Raw genomic sequence first — 15,011 nt, forward strand, 5'->3', positions numbered from 1 at the left:
GGGGCTGTGGCCGCCCCGTATCGAGGCATGGCCGGACACTGCTGTCCGGCCGGTTCAAGGCTCACCCTCACTCGTAGAGGTAGCAGCGCACGAAGTGGTTGTCGGCAAGCTTGCTGACGGGGGGCAGGGTCTCCTTGCAGCGCGGCATCGCCTGATTGCAGCGCCCGGCGAAGGGGCAACCGCAGGATTCCGGTGTCCAGAGCGGGATCTCCCCCTTGCGGCCGCCTTCCAGTTCGGCGTGGATGCTCTTCTCGGGGTCGGGCACCGCCGAGATGAGCAGCTGGGTGTAGGGGTGCTGGGGGTGATGCAGGATCTCGTCCACCTCGCCCCACTCCACCATGTGCCCGACGTACATCACCGCCAGATCCTCGGCCACGTAGCGGGCGGTGGCGATATCGTGGGTGATGTAGAGCATGGAGACCCCGAGCTCATCCTTCATCTGCTCCATCAGGTTGAGGATGCCGATGCGAATGGAGACGTCGAGCATGGAGGTGGGCTCGTCCGCCAGCACCACTTCGGCCTCCACCGCCAGGTTGCGGGCGATGTTGACCCGCTGGCGCTGGCCGCCGGAGAGCTGGTGCGGGTACTTGGCCGCGGTGGCCTTGGCAGGGGTCAGCCCCACCTTCTCCAGCAGGCCATAGACCATGTCGGGCAGGTCACGCTTGTCGATCACCTTGCTGTGCAGCAGCAGGGGGCGGGCGATGTGGTGGTAGATGGTGTGGGTCGGGTTCAGCGAACCGAACGGATCTTGCCACACCATCTGCACGCTCTGACGGTAGTCGAGCAGGGCGGTGCCCTTGTTGAACTCCTCCAGATCGCGGCCGCGATAGAGGATGCGGCCGCCGGAGAGCTTGTACATCTTGGCGATGATCTTGGCGATGGTGCTCTTGCCGGAGCCGGACTCCCCCACCACCGCCAGGGCACGGCCCCGGTGCAGGTTGAAGGTGATGTCCGAGAGGGCCCGCATCTTGCCGCTCTTGATGGCGTTGGAGTTGACGGGGAAGTCCTTGTAGAGGTGCTGGACTTCGATGATGGGGGCGTCGGTTTGGGCGATTTGCATGACAGACATCCTTAACAGCCAGCGGCCTTGTCCAGATAGATCAGGGGATCTTGTTGCTCATCCTGCGCCTCATAGAGGTGGCAGGCGGTTTGTTGGCCGGGGCGGATCTCGGCGAGCTTGGTGTACTGCTGGCGGCAGCGCTCGTGCACCCTGGCGCAGCGGGCCTGAAAGCGGCAGCCCACCGGCACCTCCAGCAGGTTGAGCGGGGTGCCCGGGATCCCTTCCAGCACCGTCTTGGGCCCGTGCAGGGGCGGGAAGGAGTTGCCGAGCCCCTTGGTATAGGGGTGCAGCGGCGCGGTCAGGATCGCCTTGGCCGGCGCCACCTCCACCAGTTCACCGGCATACATGATGCCGATGCGATCGCAGAACTCGACCATCAAGGAGAGGTCGTGGGTGATGAACAGGATGGAGAAGTTGAACTTCTCTTTGAGCGCATAAACCTTCTGCAGGATCTCCCGCTGCACCACCACGTCGAGTGCCGTGGTCGGTTCGTCCATGATGAGCAGCTCGGGGTTGAGCGCCATGGCGATGGCGATCACCAGCCGCTGGCGCATGCCGCCGGAGAACTGGTGCGGGTAGTCCTTGAGCCGGCTCGGGTGGATGTCGACGATGGCGAGCAGCTCCTGGGCGCGCTTGATTGCCTCATAGCGGGTGAGCCCCGGGTTGTGGGCCAGCAGCACGTCGCAGAACTGCTCCTCCATGCGCAGCACCGGGTTGAGCGCATTCATGGCGGACTGGAACACCACCGACACCTGCTGCCAGCGGTAGGATCGCAGCCGCTCGTCACCGTAGTGGAGGATGTTCTCCCCCTTGAACAGGATCTCGCCGCCGCTGATGTAGGCGGGCGGCTTGTGCAGCCGCGCCACCGAGAAGGCGACGGTGGACTTGCCGCAGCCCGACTCGCCGGCCAGGCCGAACACTTCACCGGGGGCGATGTCGAAGCTGACCGAGTTGACGGCGCGCACGTCGCCGTTCTCGGTGATGTAGTCGACGCAGAGGTTGCGTACCGACAGCAGGGGTTGTTGCGATCTCATGCTGTCTTCTCCTGTACGGCCGGTACCTGCGTGGTGACGGGGGCGGCGAGTTTCTTCCAGCGATTGAGCCCCTTGTGGGAGCGCAGCTGCGGGTTGGCGATTTCGTCGATGGCAAAGTTGAGCAGGGCCAGGCCGGCACCGAGCGTTGCGATGGCGAAGCAGGGGGCCAGGATCTCCCACCAGGCGCCGACCAGAATGGCGCTCGAGGTCTGGGCGTTGTAGAGCATGATGCCCCAGCTCACGACTGTGGGGTCGCCAAGGCCCAGGAACTCCAGGGTCGCCTCGGTGACGATGGCGTAGATGATGGAGCCGATGAAGCTCACCCCGATGATGGAGATGAGGTTCGGCAATATCTCCACCAGGATGATGCGCCAGGCCGGCTCCCCCAGCACCTCGGCGGCGATGACGAACTCTTTCTCGCGCAGGGCCAGGGTCTGGGCGCGGATGACCCGCGCACCATAGGCCCAGGAGGTAAAGCCTATGATGAGGGCGATCACCGCCGGTGACGCCTCCCCGATGAAGCTGGCCAGCACCAGCAATAGAGGGAGGTTGGGGATCACCAGCACCACGTTCATCAGGAAGGTGAGGCACTCGTCCACCAGGCCACCGAAGTAGCCGGCGGTGATGCCGATGGCGACGGCGAGGGCGCACACCAGCAGGCCCGCGCTGAAGCCCACCATCAGGGAGATGCGGGCGCCGTTGGTGAACTGGGCCCAGATGTCGTGGCCCATGCGGGTGGTGCCCATCACGAACTCGGTGCTGGGGGGCTGATGGGGGCGGGCCACCCGTTTGGTCGGTTCGTTGCTGGCCAGAATGGGGGCGAACAGGGCCATCAGCACGAAGCTGACCACGATGAAGAGGCCGCAGGCGGCCTTCTTGTTGCCCAGCAGGATTTTCAGAATAGTCGGCATGCGCATCTTATTTGCCTCCGGTACGCAGACGGGGATCCAGGAAGACGTAGAGCACGTCGGCCAGGAAGTTGAAGCTGAGCATGGTGATGGTCATGATGAGCAGCTGCCCCTGAATGAGCGGGTAGTCGCGGGCCAGAATGCCCTGATAGAGGGTCAGGCCCAGGCCGGGATAGTTGAAGATCACCTCGGTGATGAGGGATCCGCCGATGACGAAACCGAGCGCCATGGAGAGGGCGGTGACACTCGGCAGGATGGCGTTGCGGGCGCCGTAGTTGAAGATCACCCGGTTGCTGGAGAGCCCCTTGGCCTTGGCCATGGTGATGTAGTCCTCGCCCAGCAGGTTGATCATGTTGTTGCGCATGGTGATGAGAAAGCCCCCCACCTGCACCATGGCCAGGGTGCCCACCGGCATGATGGCGTGGGTCAGGATGCTCTTGATGTGCTCCCAGCCCCAGTCGGGGGTGATCTCCGGGCTGTAGGCGTAGCCGATGGGCAGCCACTCCAGGCTCACCCCGAACAGGAAGAGCGCCAGCAGCGAGATGACCACAGGCGGAATGGCCTGCATCACCAGGGTGAGCGGGGAGAGGATGCTGTCGAGGCGACCGCCCCGGTGCCAGGCGGCGAAGATGCCGACGATGGAACCGATGGAGAAGCTCAGAATGGTGGAAGTGCCCACCAGGAACAGGGTCCAGCCGATGGCGCGGCCGAGCACGTCGGCGACCGGTTGGGGGTAGTAGCGCACCGAGGTGCCGAGATCCCAGGTGAAGACGCTCTTCACATAGGTGAGAAACTGGGTGCCGATGGGGCCGTCCACGAAACCGAAGGTGGCCTTGAGGGCCTCCAGCGCGGCGGGTTCCATCATGGCGCCGGCCCGGGCAAACATGACGGAGACGGGGTCCCCCGGCATGGCTCTGGGCAGCAGGAAGTTGATGGTGGCGGCCACCAGAAAGGCGACCAGATAGAAGGAAAAGCGTCTCAGTATGAATCCCATGATGATACCTTTTACTGCTGGTCCGCCCCGCGCCGGGCATAGTTACCCCAACCCCGGCAGAGCCGGGAGATAAGGGGGATGGGCGGGGAAGAGGGCCCCCCGCAGGGGGCCGGGATTGATTAGCTGTTCGGCTTGAGTGACAACACGTGCAGCAGACGCTCCGGGGTGTCCGGGTGAACCTGCGGCTTGGCGACCGGGTTGTCGGCACTGAACCAGCCGTGGAAACGCTTGGTGCTGTATTCGTACCAGGTCGGGTTGTTGAATACCGGGATGATGGTCTGGTTGGCACCGACCCTATCCTGGATCTCGAACATGATCTCCTTCTGCTTGGCGGCATCGGCGGTCTGGGTAAAGTCGTCGATCAGCTTGTCCAGCGCCGGATCCTTGTAGCGGGGCGCCGCAAAGCGGTTACCGCGCTCACCCATGTTGCGGGAGTGGAAGGCGGTCTCGAAGTACTTGTGCGGGTTGGCACCGGCAAAGTAGCCCTGCAGGGCGACGTCGAAGTCACCGGTGATCAGGTTTTCTGTCCAGACGGTGGCTTCCGGGGTGGCGGTCTTGGCGTTCAGGCCCAGAGCCTGCAACCCTTCCACGCCGATCTGGGCGGTGTTGACCCAATCGGTCCAGCCGTTCGGTACCAGCACCTTGAACTCGATCTTCTGGCAGGTGGGGGTGTCGAGGAATTTGTCGCCGTCACAATCCTTGTAGCCGGCCTGTTTCAGCAGGGCCTTGGCCCCTTCCAGATCGAACTTGTTGTACTTGCCGTACTTCTTGTCCACTTCCGGGTTGTTCCAGGAGTCGAACGCCTTGCCCAGACCTGACGGGTACTCGTTGACGGTCGGGTAGCCGTAGCCCGCGATGTCCACCATGGACTGGCGATCCATGGCCATGGAGAAGGCGCGGCGGAAGTTGACGTCGTTGAAGGCTTCGTGGTTGCCCGGTTTCTTGGCCTGGAAGTTGACGTTGAACGCCACCGTGCCGGAGGCCGGGAACCAGTATTTGTTGTTCTTCGGATCGTTGCCGACGTAGAGGCGCTCGATGTCCGGCACGAAGGAGCCGAACCAGTCCACGTCACCCTTCATCACCGCGGCCAATACCTGGTCGTTGGTGGCCATCTGCGGCATGCGCAGGCAGTCGATGGCGAGGTTGGCGTTGTCCCAGTAGTGCGGGTTGCGGCACTGGGTGTAGAGCTGGGCGGAGAAGTTGTCCACTTCGGTGAAGGGACCGGTGCCGACCGGCTTGTCGTTGGTGAAGGCGACCGGGTCTTTCACCGATTTCCACTGATGCTCCGGCACGATGGGCACCAGCACCAGGTCGTTCACCACGTTGGTGTTGACGTCGGTCAGGTCGAACTTGATCTTGTTGGGAGCCAGCTTCTCGACGCTCTTGATCTGGGTCCAGATTGAGCGCTCGTCCAGCGCCTTGTTGGCCTTGACCAGGTTGAAGGAGAAGAGGACGTCATCGGCGGTAAAGGGCTGACCGTCCGACCACTTCACTCCGTCACGCAGATCGAAGGTGACGGACTTGAGGTCCTTGCTGAACTCGAAGTGGGTGGCCAGACGATAGACGGGCTTGCCGCCCTGCATATCGTTGAAGATCACCAGGGGTTCATAGATGAAGTGACGGGTGGTGTGCAGCAGGCCCGCCTGCAGGAAGGGGTTGAAGTTCTTGACCCACGCGGTTTCCTGTTGTGCGACCAGGGTCAGCACCGTCTTGTTGTCGGCCGCCATGGCGTTGCCGGCAGCGCCGGCAAGCATCATGGTGCCCAGCATTACAGCAGTAGAGATTTTGGATACTTTGGCAAGCATATTATTTCCTTTCTTATTTATATTCCTTGTTTGGATTTGAGCACCGACTTCGCATGCTGGGGAGGTCGGCCCTCAATGTTGGTCAGGTTTTTCACCCTTGTAGTTGTGTCATCCAACGTCCCTAGCAAAGCAGAGTTAACAGGAAAACAACAACTGTTCAGATCGTCGATATCGTAAAAATCGGCGCCATCACGTCAATTTCGTCAAAATGGCTTTTAACTCGATTTAAATCATGGAGTTATGTTAATTGCTCTGACGTAATAAGTCCCCGTCAATCTGCCCCTCATGACAATTGTGTGAATTGGATCGGCTCTCGCTTTGACGTGGTGAACGGGCTTAATTTTGCACAAAAAAAAACCGCCCCGCCAAGTGTGAGCCAGGGCTCAGATTGGAGATGGGGGCGGGGAGGGGATGCGCTAGCTCTTGCGGGTGGCGAGCTGGCGCAGGGTCTGGGCGCTGTGGTGCAGCTGCTGGCGCTGGGCCTCGTTGAGCGGGCCGTGGCTGAGCACGTATTCGGCAGTGGCGACTACCGTCTTCCAGCGCGGCGCCTTGGGCAGGGTATCCAGGCTCAGGTACTTGTCGAGGGTGCGGGTCTGCGGGCTGGAGCGGTCCATGTAGACCCGCCACAGCTTGCTCTTCTCGGCCAGCACTATCTTGCCCTTGCCGGTGCTCTGCTGCCAGGCATCCAGGGTAAGCCGCATGGTGTCCACCAGGGCGCGGCGCAATGGCTCGTCATCCTGCTGGCGGATGAGGTCGTCGGCGAGCGAGCGGAACTCCCCGCCCAGCCGGCTCAGCTCGCCCAGCAGCTGGCCATCCTCGATGATGGCCTGGCGCGACAGGCTCTTGAGGGCATTCTCCAGCGCCATCACCCGGTTTTCGTCGGGCCGCGACTCGGTACTGAGGGCCAGCGCATAGGCGGCCTGCCCCCCCAGACTGATGGGCAGGGCGCGGGCGTTGAGCTCGTCCCGCTGGCCCGCCACCAGAAACGCCAGCGACTGCTCCTGGCCGGCCTGCAGCCCGGGCCACTGGCTGGCCAGCGGGCTGGCCAGCCAGTCGTCCAGCGGCTGTCCCTCCATGGCTTCCGGCTCCTGGCCCAGCAGGCGGGCCAGCACCCGGGAGGCGAACAGCACCGTGCCCTGACCATCGATGAACACCATGGGGTCGGCCCCTTCGCCGAGCAGGGCCAGCAGCCGCTGCTGATCCTGATGCAACTGCTCCTGCAGCACCAGCCGGTGCTCTATCTCCTGCTTGAGCAAGCGGTTCTCCACCAGAGAGGCGCGCCCGGCGCTCGCCTCCAGCAGGGCCCTGACCCGGGCGAACAGCTCCTCCTTGCAGAAGGGTTTCACCAGATAGTCGTTGGCGCCGGCGTTGAAACCCTCCTCGATATCCTTGGGCTGGTTGAGGGCGGTGAGCAGCAGCACCGGCAGCTTCTCCTTGGGATGCTGTTCCCGCAGCCGGCGACAGACGTCGAAGCCGGAGAGGGTGGGCATCATCACGTCCAGCAGGATGAGGTCGACCGGCTCCTGGGCCAGCTTGGCCAGCGCGTCATGGCCGTCGCTGCTGGGCAGGATGCGATAACCGCAGGGCTGAAGCAGGTGGCGCAGTATGTGCAAATTGATGGGCTCGTCGTCCACCACCAGGATGAGGGGCGCATCCTCGGGCGGTGGGGGGAGGTCATCGCTCTCCCACTCCGGCAGGGCGAGCGGCTGCTGGCGCACCAGCTGATGCTCTATCTGGCGGCTGTCTAGGGTCAGACTGCCGGCCTTGCCGCTGGCGAGCGGCAGGGTGAAGGCGAAGGTGGAGCCGACGCTCGGCTCGCTCTCCACGAACAGCTCGCCCCCCATCAGGTGCACCAGCTGGCGGGTGATGGAGAGGCCGAGGCCGGCCCCCTGCTTGCTCACCTCCGGGCTCATCTGAACCAGCGGCTCGAAGATGTGCTCCAGGTGATCCCTGGCGATGCCGATGCCGGTGTCGGTCACCCGGATGTGCAGGAAGTTGCCCTCCACCAGGGCGCTTAGCACCACCTTGCCCTGTGGCGTGTACTTGATGGCGTTGCCCACCAGGTTGTAGAGCACCTGTTCGAGCCGCTGCTCGTCCGCCAGCACAGGCGGCAGCTCGGCCGGGGTTTTGTCCACCAGGGTGAGGGGTTTGGCCTGCACCAGGTGCTGGCAGAGATCCAGCACCAGCCGGATGACCCCCTTGGAGGAGACCGGCTGGGGGTGGATCTCCAGCTGGCCGTAGCGCATCTGGTGGTAGTCGAGCAGATCGTCCACCAGCCGCGCCAGGCCGTCGGCACTCTTGATGATGAGCCCCAGCTGTTTCTGCTGCCCTTCGGTCAAGTCCTGCTGGCTGGCGAGCATCGACTCGGCCATCCCCTTGATGCCGTGGATGGGGGTGCGCAGCTCGTGGGAGGTGTTGGCCAGCAGTTCATCCTTGAGCTTGTCCGCCTGCTGCAGGCTGAGGTTCTGCTTGTGGGTCAGCTTGACCTGCTGCTGCAGCTCCTGGGTCTGGCGCTCGATGAGTTCGATCTTGTCCTTCACCGAGCGCTGCATGTGGCGAAACGCCTGGGCGAGCCGGTCGATGTCGTCATCGGTGCGGGCGATGGCGATGGGGTGATCGAGGGCGCCATCGGCCACCTGCTCGGCGGCGGCGGTGAGAGAGCGCAGCGGCGCCGTGATGGAGTGGGAGAGCCAGCGGGAGAAGAGGATCAGCAGCAGCAATGAGCCGGCCCCCAGCAGGATCACCAGGGTTTCCAGCTGGCGGATGGGGCGATAGGCCTCGCTGGTGGAGATCTCGGCGATGAAGGCCCACTCGGTGTCGAACACCTTCACCTGGGTGTAGGCGGCCAGCACCTCGTCCTCGTGGTAGGAGCGAAACAGCCCGACCCCCTGCTCGCCGGAGAGCGCCTTGACCACCAGCGGCGTCTGCAGTGGCCGGAAGTTGGGGCTGAAGCTGTTCTCCACGCTGAACTCGGGGGCCAGCCAGGCGTTGGCGCGCATCCGCTTGTCCGGGCCGATGAGGATGGTCTCGCCGGTTGCACCAAGCCCCTCCCGCTCCGCCATGATCTGGTTGAGCTTGTCCGGCAGCAGCTCGAAGATCACCACGCCGCGCACATAGTCGTACTGCATCACGGGGGCGGCCATGTAAGCGACCACCTGGCCGGTCAGCTCGTTGCGGCCAAAATCGGTGAACTCGAAGATCTGTTGCGGCTTCTGGCCGCCGTCGAGGCGCCGCTTGATCTTGGCGAAGGTCTGGCCCAGACCACTCGATTGGTAGGGACCGGAGAGCAGGTTGGTGGCGAAGTTGGCGCGCTTGGTGACCGAATAGACCACGTCGCCGTTGAGGTCGATCAGGAAGATGTCGCTGTAGTTGGACTTGCGCACCATGTCGGCGTAGCCGCGGTGAAAGCGCTGATGCACCCGGCCATACATCTCGTCCGCCAGGATCAGGGCACTGATGGAGGGTTCGATGTCGGGGGTGTTGTCAGGCTTTTGCAACTGATCCCAAGAGCCCGGCACATAGCGGGCCTGGGCGCGGGCGCGGGCCTCCTGCGGCGTGGTGCCGAGTTTCTCGAAGGCGCCGGTGAAGCCGTAGAAGCGACCGATACTGTTGCCGGCAAAATCCTGCTGGGAAAAGTTGATGATCTGCTGTTTGAGGTTGCCGAAGTAATCTTCCAGCTGGCTCTTCTTGATGTTGCGAACGGAAACCAGATGGTTGGAGGTCTGGGTGGTGAGATCCTTGCCGTGGCTATAGAGGAAAAACAGGGTGACAACCAGGAAGGGCACCATGGCCAGCATAAAAAATGCCAGCATCAGCTGCGGCCTGAGTCCACGAGGCTTGAAGATCCATTTCATCGGGAGATTTTCAATTGAGAATCCGGTTACTAACCGCCGCAAGTCTCTGATTAAAGGCTAATCATTTCAATGACTTTATCTTGAATTCGCCTGCTGGGTCACAGCCTGGCGCGTTTTTTTTGGGCAAGCCGTCTAAACCCTGAGCAAACAGCACGAGAAAGGGCTAAAAGTGAGAAAAAAGGGTTGTGCCTCTGCTCGGGGTACGTATAATGCGCCTCGTTGTCAGGCAACTGGCACACAAGCAGTAATGCGGGAATAGCTCAGTTGGTAGAGCACGACCTTGCCAAGGTCGGGGTCGCGAGTTCGAGTCTCGTTTCCCGCTCCAATTTTCCATGGCACCAATCATGGATATCACTTTCAAGGCAATGCCTTGTCAGCATGGCGCGTTAGCAAAGCGGTTATGCAGCGGATTGCAAATCCGTTTAGTCCGGTTCGACTCCGGAACGTGCCTCCATCTTCTCCCTGTCTGAATTTTCCGATATCGACCGTTTCGTGCGGCGCTTTGTCGTATCAGTATCCCTGCTGCAGCAACAGCTGTTCGCAACCCTGCTGTTGCCACTCCCGCTCCAGATAGCGGTTTACCTGTGTCAGGTCCTGTCCCCGGGACTGAAACTGCACTTCGGCCGAGTGTTCGGTCACATCCATCATCTTCTGTTTCAACTGACCGCACTGCCACAGGCTGACGGTGGGGGCCCCCTTGTAGGCCAGGGTGATGCTGTCGTCCCGGTTGAGCTGCCAGTCCTGCCATTCTGACCAGATCAGCAGGCCCAGGATCCCTATGATCGCCATTTCTGCGGGTTTCATCGCCTTGACTCCATGTTGACTGCCAACTCATTAAATCTGGTCAAACGCGGCCGCTTTGCCAGCTTTTGTTGCCTGTAAGTTAATGGATGTAACCCAATTTCACTTTGTGGCTTTTCAGGGCGTTTTTTGCGAAAAAATGGGATTCCTGGTGTAGTAATCCTACAAATTGTGGAGTAATCTTTGCTCAGTGGTCTTACCAGTGAGGAGTGCTATCATGTTTCATCCCTATTCCCTTACTCAGATAATTCTTCGTCGCCTCTATGTGCTGCTGGTGGGTATGCTGGCCTTCCCCGTGATGCTGTTTCGCAGCGACCGGGCCCGTTTCTACAGCTATCTGCACCGGATCTGGAGCAAAACCAGCACCAAACCGGTATGGCTCAAGATGAGCGAGCGCGGCGAGCGGATCTTCTACTGAGGTCCCGGCTTGATGACAAAAGAGACAGCTTCGGCTGTCTCTTTTGCATTTATGGCCCCTGGCCGCGCAAATTGCATTCAACAGGGAGAAATGAGGTCTGTATGGCGCCCTTTGCGCCAGACTTTGTCGTGCACGGTGAAGGCGGGTGGCGCCGCGGTACAATCCGGCCCGCGGGATCCCGGGTAGAGTGGCGACTCATTGATCCGAGGAGCTTTTTACATGTCCGATATTTTCAAGGCCGCCTTCATCTTCGTCGCACCGGGGGCGGATCCCGCCAGCCACGCCAGCTGGGTCAAGACGGAGAAAGTCCATGTGAAGACGATCGCCGTGCCCGACTACCAGGGAGGCCGTGAACTGCTCGACGAGCTATATCGGGAGGGGATCCGGGCGGTGGAGCTGTGTGCCGGGTTCGGTCACCTGGGGGTCGCTGCCATGGTGGAGGCGGCTGCAGGGCGTATGGAGATAGGCGTGGTGCGCTTCGATCGCCATCCCTGTCTCGACCATGTCAGCGGTGATACCCTCTTCCTGTCCGCCTCCGAACCGAGCCAGTGAGCAATATCGCAGCCCATCATGATGCAGTGCCGTAAATTTCAGCCCACTCCCGATCTGGCGCCCTGGCTGGCGCAAGGTTGGGAGTGGCGCCTTGGCCACCCCCAGCCGATGCCTGAGATCTTCCCCGGCACCGGGGCCGAGATCCTGTTCAATCTGGGGGATCCCCTCACCATCACGATCCTCTCGTCAGCAGACGCGCCCCGCAGCGTCACCGTGGCCACGGGGGTGGTCGTGTTGCTCTGCCCGCGCCATGCCCGCCTGCGCTTTGCCGCCCATGGCCAGACTCATCTGCTGGGGCTGCGGCTGCGCTCTTCGGCCTGTTTCGATCTGTTTGGCGTGCCGCTCGAGCAGTTGAGCGATCGGGTGCTGCCCCTCGATGAGCTGGGGATTGTCTGCCCCGACCCGCAGTGGTTGATGCAGGAAGGGGCAGGGGCGCTGGGCGCCTGGTTGCGCCGGCAGGTGGCGAGTCGTCCGCCGCGGGATCTTGCGCTGGTGCGGGCGATAGAGCGGCTCTATTACGGCACACCGGCGATTGAGTTGCAGCTGCAACTGGGGATGAGCGCACGCACCTTTCAGCGGCGATTGCGCAGCCATCTCGGGGTAGATGCCCGCTATTTTCTGCGTACCGCCCGCTTTCAAAGGGCGCTGCGCCAGCTGCTGTCGGGCGCCCCGTCGCTCGATGCCCTGCTGGAACAGGGCTATTGCGATCAGCCCCATTTCATCAAGAGCTGCCACTTCTTTACCGGGCGCTCGCCCGGGCAACTGCTCACCCCTGAGCACCAGCGCCTCAATCACTACAGCCCGCAGATAAACCGGCCGGCCGGATCGCTCTGACGGCTCAGCCCGCTCGGCGCTTTCCATTCATCTTGTCTTGCGACTAGCTCGCCTCTCGCCGCAGCGCGCTGGTGAAAATGTGCCAGCAGACCCGCGTCGGGATGGTAGGGGAGGCGAACCTGTGCTCCTCTTCATCGTCATGCCATCGTCTCTGTCGCTGTATTGATGTCAATGGCAAGTGGCTGAGAACATTCTAAAAACTCCTTTTAAAACAGCATTATACTAATTGTGTTTTTTATAGATGTGCCGATTTTGCATTTTTTTTGAAATCATTTCGTCGCAGCGCCGGTTCTATGGAAGGCATCCGGTCGCGAATGATCGGGCACACCACACACAATCAGAAGGAACAGAGAATGAACGTTAAAAAGAGCACTGCCATCGCCTCCGCCATGACCGGTCTGCTGGCCCTCGGCGCCCAGTTCATTGCCGCCCCGGCCATGGCTGCCGACGAGAAGGAGAAGTGCTACGGCGTGGTGAAGGCGAGCAAGAACGACTGTGCGACCAAGACCAACTCCTGCGCCGGCACCGCCAAGATGGATGCCCAGGGCGACGCCTTCGTGGTGGTGCCCAAGGGGCTGTGCGAGAAGCTGGCCGGTGGTTCGCTGCAACCCAAGTAAGGCTGGGTGCCACGGTGTTGTGCACCGTGGCCCTCTTTTGATGGCCAACCGCGAGTCTTTGCGATGAACCCCTTGATTGGTATTGGATTGCGAACCCCCCATTACGACGAGATGCTGCGTACCCTGCCGGCCGTCGGCTGGCTGGAGGTGCACAGCGAGAATTACTTCGAACGGCACAGCCGGGGTTTTCAGGTATTGAGCGAGCTGGCCCGGCACTATCCGGTCAGCCTGCACGGGGTCGGCATGTCCCTGGGGTCGGCCGATGGACTCGACCTTGCTCACCTTGCCAGCCTCTCGGCCCTGGCCGGCGCCATCAAGCCGGTGCGTATCTCGGAGCACCTCAGCTGGGGCAGCATCGAGGGGCGTCACTTCAACGATCTGCTGCCGGTCCCCTATACCCGGGAGGCCCTGCTCACCATGAGCGACAAGATCATGCAGGTGCAGGATGTACTCGGTTGCCAGCTGCTGATCGAGAACCCCTCTTCTTACCTGCAACTGGCGGGAGAGATGCCGGAGTGGGAGTTTCTGGCCGAGCTGCAACGGCGCAGCGAGTGCGGCATCCTGCTCGATCTCAACAACCTCTACGTCAGTGCCTTCAACCACGGCTTTGCGTGCCGTGACTATCTGGCTGCCATCGACATCGCCACCGTGGGTGAAATCCACCTGGCCGGTTTTACTGACAAGTCCCTGCCGCAGGGGCACCTCTATATCGATACCCACAGCGCGCCGGTGAGCGAGCCGGTCTGGGCCCTCTATGCCGAGATCTGCCGCCAGCGCGCCATCCCCACCCTGATCGAGTGGGATCTCGAGATACCGCCGCTCCCCGTGCTGTTGGCTGAGGCCGAGCGTGCGAGCACCCTGCTGGATGCCGCCATGGCCGCCCATCTTGCGTCGGAGGCCGCCCATGTCTGAGCTGGCCCACCGGCAGCAGCAGTTTGCCGAGGGGCTGCTTGGCCAGAGCGAGGCCATTCTGCCCCACGTCCATTCCCGCCTCTTCCCGGCCGATGCCGTGCTGCAGGTCTATCGCAACCACTTCATCCTGAGCCTTGGCGAGGTGCTGGCGGGCAGTTACCCGGCGGTCAAGGCCATGGTGGGGGAGGCGTTTTTCGACGCCGCGGCGCGCGGCTTCGTACTGGCGGAGCCCCTCTGCGAAGGGAGCGTGATGCACTACGGCGCCGGCTTTGGCGACTGGCTTGCAGGGCTGCCCACCACCGCCGAACTGCCCTGGCTGGGGGAGCTTGCCCGTTTCGAGTGGGCACTGGAGCGCACCAGTCTGTTGGCCCCCGAGGCACGCCACTGGCCGGCCGAGCGGGTGGCGGCCCTGCCGCCAGCGGCCTGGCAGACGCTGGTGCTGATCCCGGCCTGTGATCTGCTTCTGTTTGACAGCCTTCGCCCGGTGGATGCCCTCTGGCAGATGGCTCTGCATCAGGGGGAGGCGGTGCACGATCTGGCGGCCCCCGCCTGGCTTGCCCTCAAGAAGCAACCCGATTGCCGGGTATTGCCGCTGCGCCTGAGCGAGGGAGAGTGGCGCCTGCTGGATGGCTGCCGCCAGGGCATCGCACTGTCGACCCTGCTGGCGCAAGATGCGCAGGCTGCAGAGTATCTGACCCGCCTCGTCACCCTGGGCCTGCTGGTCGATGTGACCTCAACGCTGGAGTAAATTCGATGACAAACCACAAGTTCCCCCTGATGCAGCATCGGGGGCCGGCCGCCCCCTGGTGGCTGAGCGGCGCCCTCTTGCTGCTGGCCAGATGCTGGGTGGCGGCGGTCTTCTTGCGCTCCGGCTGGCTCAAGCTGAGCGCCTGGGACAGCACCCTCTACCTGTTCGAGTTCGAGTATCGGGTGCCCCTGCTGCCCTGGCAGTGGGCAGCCTGGCTGGGGACGGCCACCGAGTTGCTGCTGCCGGTGCTGCTGCTGCTTGGGCTCTTCACCCGGCCGGTCGCCGCCCTGTTGTTTGCCTTCAACATCATGGCGGTGCTCTCCTATCCCGCCCTCTGGGCCGGCGGCTTTTACGATCACCAGTTGTGGGGCTGGATGTTGCTGACCCTGGCGGTGTGGGGGGCGGGGCCGCTGGCCCTGGATCAGTGGCGCCTTGTCAGACGGGCATGAAGCCGCCACACTGGCACTCTCATCA

General features: G+C 62.4%; 14 protein-coding genes and 2 tRNA genes. 9 read left to right on the forward strand and 7 right to left on the reverse strand.

The window, feature by feature from the left end:
- Nucleotides 1-67: 67 nt before the first annotated feature.
- From AB5Y95_RS21295 to AB5Y95_RS21320, 6 genes are all read right to left on the reverse strand, one after another.
- Nucleotides 68-1,060: an ABC transporter ATP-binding protein gene (locus tag AB5Y95_RS21295; protein WP_010633266.1), complete on the reverse strand. Its 993-nt coding sequence runs from the start codon at nucleotides 1,058-1,060 to the stop codon at nucleotides 68-70.
- 11 nt (nucleotides 1,061-1,071) lie between these two features.
- The gene (locus AB5Y95_RS21300; protein WP_011706885.1) at nucleotides 1,072-2,094 is read right to left on the reverse strand and encodes an ABC transporter ATP-binding protein; all 1,023 of its coding nucleotides are present in this window, start codon (nucleotides 2,092-2,094) and stop codon (nucleotides 1,072-1,074) included.
- Nucleotides 2,091-3,011 (reverse strand): ABC transporter permease, encoded by a 921-nt coding sequence (locus tag AB5Y95_RS21305; protein ID WP_368162023.1) that lies wholly within the window; start codon nucleotides 3,009-3,011, stop codon nucleotides 2,091-2,093. The genes AB5Y95_RS21300 and AB5Y95_RS21305 overlap by 4 nt, the downstream gene beginning before the upstream one ends.
- Before the next feature lies 1 nt (nucleotide 3,012).
- Nucleotides 3,013-3,996 carry an ABC transporter permease gene (locus tag AB5Y95_RS21310; RefSeq protein ID WP_005303257.1) on the reverse strand — a complete coding sequence of 328 codons (984 nt, stop codon included), beginning with the start codon at nucleotides 3,994-3,996 and terminating at the stop codon, nucleotides 3,013-3,015.
- A gap of 119 nt (nucleotides 3,997-4,115) precedes the next feature.
- Complete coding sequence (locus AB5Y95_RS21315) at nucleotides 4,116-5,801, reverse strand: ABC transporter substrate-binding protein (RefSeq protein ID WP_368162024.1); 1,686 nt, start codon at nucleotides 5,799-5,801, stop codon at nucleotides 4,116-4,118.
- A 416-nt stretch (nucleotides 5,802-6,217) separates the two neighbouring features.
- Nucleotides 6,218-9,655, reverse strand: a complete 3,438-nt coding sequence (locus tag AB5Y95_RS21320; RefSeq protein WP_162518752.1) for an ATP-binding protein — start codon at nucleotides 9,653-9,655, stop codon at nucleotides 6,218-6,220.
- A gap of 249 nt (nucleotides 9,656-9,904) precedes the next feature.
- On the opposite strand from AB5Y95_RS21320, the gene AB5Y95_RS21325 reads away from it, so the two are divergent.
- Both AB5Y95_RS21325 and AB5Y95_RS21330 read left to right on the forward strand, forming a co-directional pair.
- Nucleotides 9,905-9,980, forward strand: a tRNA-Gly gene (locus AB5Y95_RS21325).
- A 55-nt stretch (nucleotides 9,981-10,035) separates the two neighbouring features.
- Nucleotides 10,036-10,109 (forward strand) — tRNA-Cys (locus AB5Y95_RS21330).
- A gap of 56 nt (nucleotides 10,110-10,165) precedes the next feature.
- Here the strand turns inward: AB5Y95_RS21330 and AB5Y95_RS21335 are convergent.
- Nucleotides 10,166-10,459 carry a hypothetical protein gene (locus tag AB5Y95_RS21335; RefSeq protein WP_124250740.1) on the reverse strand — a complete coding sequence of 98 codons (294 nt, stop codon included), beginning with the start codon at nucleotides 10,457-10,459 and terminating at the stop codon, nucleotides 10,166-10,168.
- A 214-nt stretch (nucleotides 10,460-10,673) separates the two neighbouring features.
- On the opposite strand from AB5Y95_RS21335, the gene AB5Y95_RS21340 reads away from it, so the two are divergent.
- The 7 genes from AB5Y95_RS21340 to AB5Y95_RS21370 all read left to right on the forward strand — a co-directional run bounded on the left by AB5Y95_RS21340 (nucleotide 10,674) and on the right by AB5Y95_RS21370 (nucleotide 14,986).
- Entirely contained in the window at nucleotides 10,674-10,874 is a 201-nt protein-coding gene (locus AB5Y95_RS21340) for a YbfA family protein (RefSeq protein WP_005303249.1), read from the forward strand.
- Nucleotides 10,875-11,093: 219 nt separating this feature from the next.
- A complete protein-coding gene (locus AB5Y95_RS21345; protein ID WP_010633271.1) occupies nucleotides 11,094-11,426 on the forward strand; it encodes a DUF6506 family protein in 333 nt (110 codons plus the stop codon).
- 18 nt (nucleotides 11,427-11,444) lie between these two features.
- Nucleotides 11,445-12,260, forward strand: a complete 816-nt coding sequence (locus AB5Y95_RS21350) for a helix-turn-helix domain-containing protein (protein WP_258120413.1) — start codon at nucleotides 11,445-11,447, stop codon at nucleotides 12,258-12,260.
- A 353-nt stretch (nucleotides 12,261-12,613) separates the two neighbouring features.
- Nucleotides 12,614-12,877: a DUF2282 domain-containing protein gene (locus AB5Y95_RS21355; RefSeq protein ID WP_005303242.1), complete on the forward strand. Its 264-nt coding sequence runs from the start codon at nucleotides 12,614-12,616 to the stop codon at nucleotides 12,875-12,877.
- A gap of 63 nt (nucleotides 12,878-12,940) precedes the next feature.
- A complete protein-coding gene (locus AB5Y95_RS21360; protein WP_258119579.1) occupies nucleotides 12,941-13,789 on the forward strand; it encodes a DUF692 domain-containing protein in 849 nt (282 codons plus the stop codon).
- On the forward strand, nucleotides 13,782-14,537 hold the full coding sequence (locus AB5Y95_RS21365; protein WP_258119576.1) for a DNA-binding domain-containing protein: 756 nt from the start codon (nucleotides 13,782-13,784) through the stop codon (nucleotides 14,535-14,537). The genes AB5Y95_RS21360 and AB5Y95_RS21365 overlap by 8 nt, the downstream gene beginning before the upstream one ends.
- Nucleotides 14,538-14,542: 5 nt before the next feature.
- Nucleotides 14,543-14,986, forward strand: coding sequence for a DoxX family protein (locus AB5Y95_RS21370; RefSeq protein ID WP_017778431.1), 444 nt, complete (start codon nucleotides 14,543-14,545; stop codon nucleotides 14,984-14,986).
- Nucleotides 14,987-15,011 lie beyond the last annotated feature (25 nt).

The organism is Aeromonas sp. R5-3 (assembly GCF_040908225.1).
GTDB classification, from domain to species: domain Bacteria; phylum Pseudomonadota; class Gammaproteobacteria; order Enterobacterales; family Aeromonadaceae; genus Aeromonas; species Aeromonas dhakensis.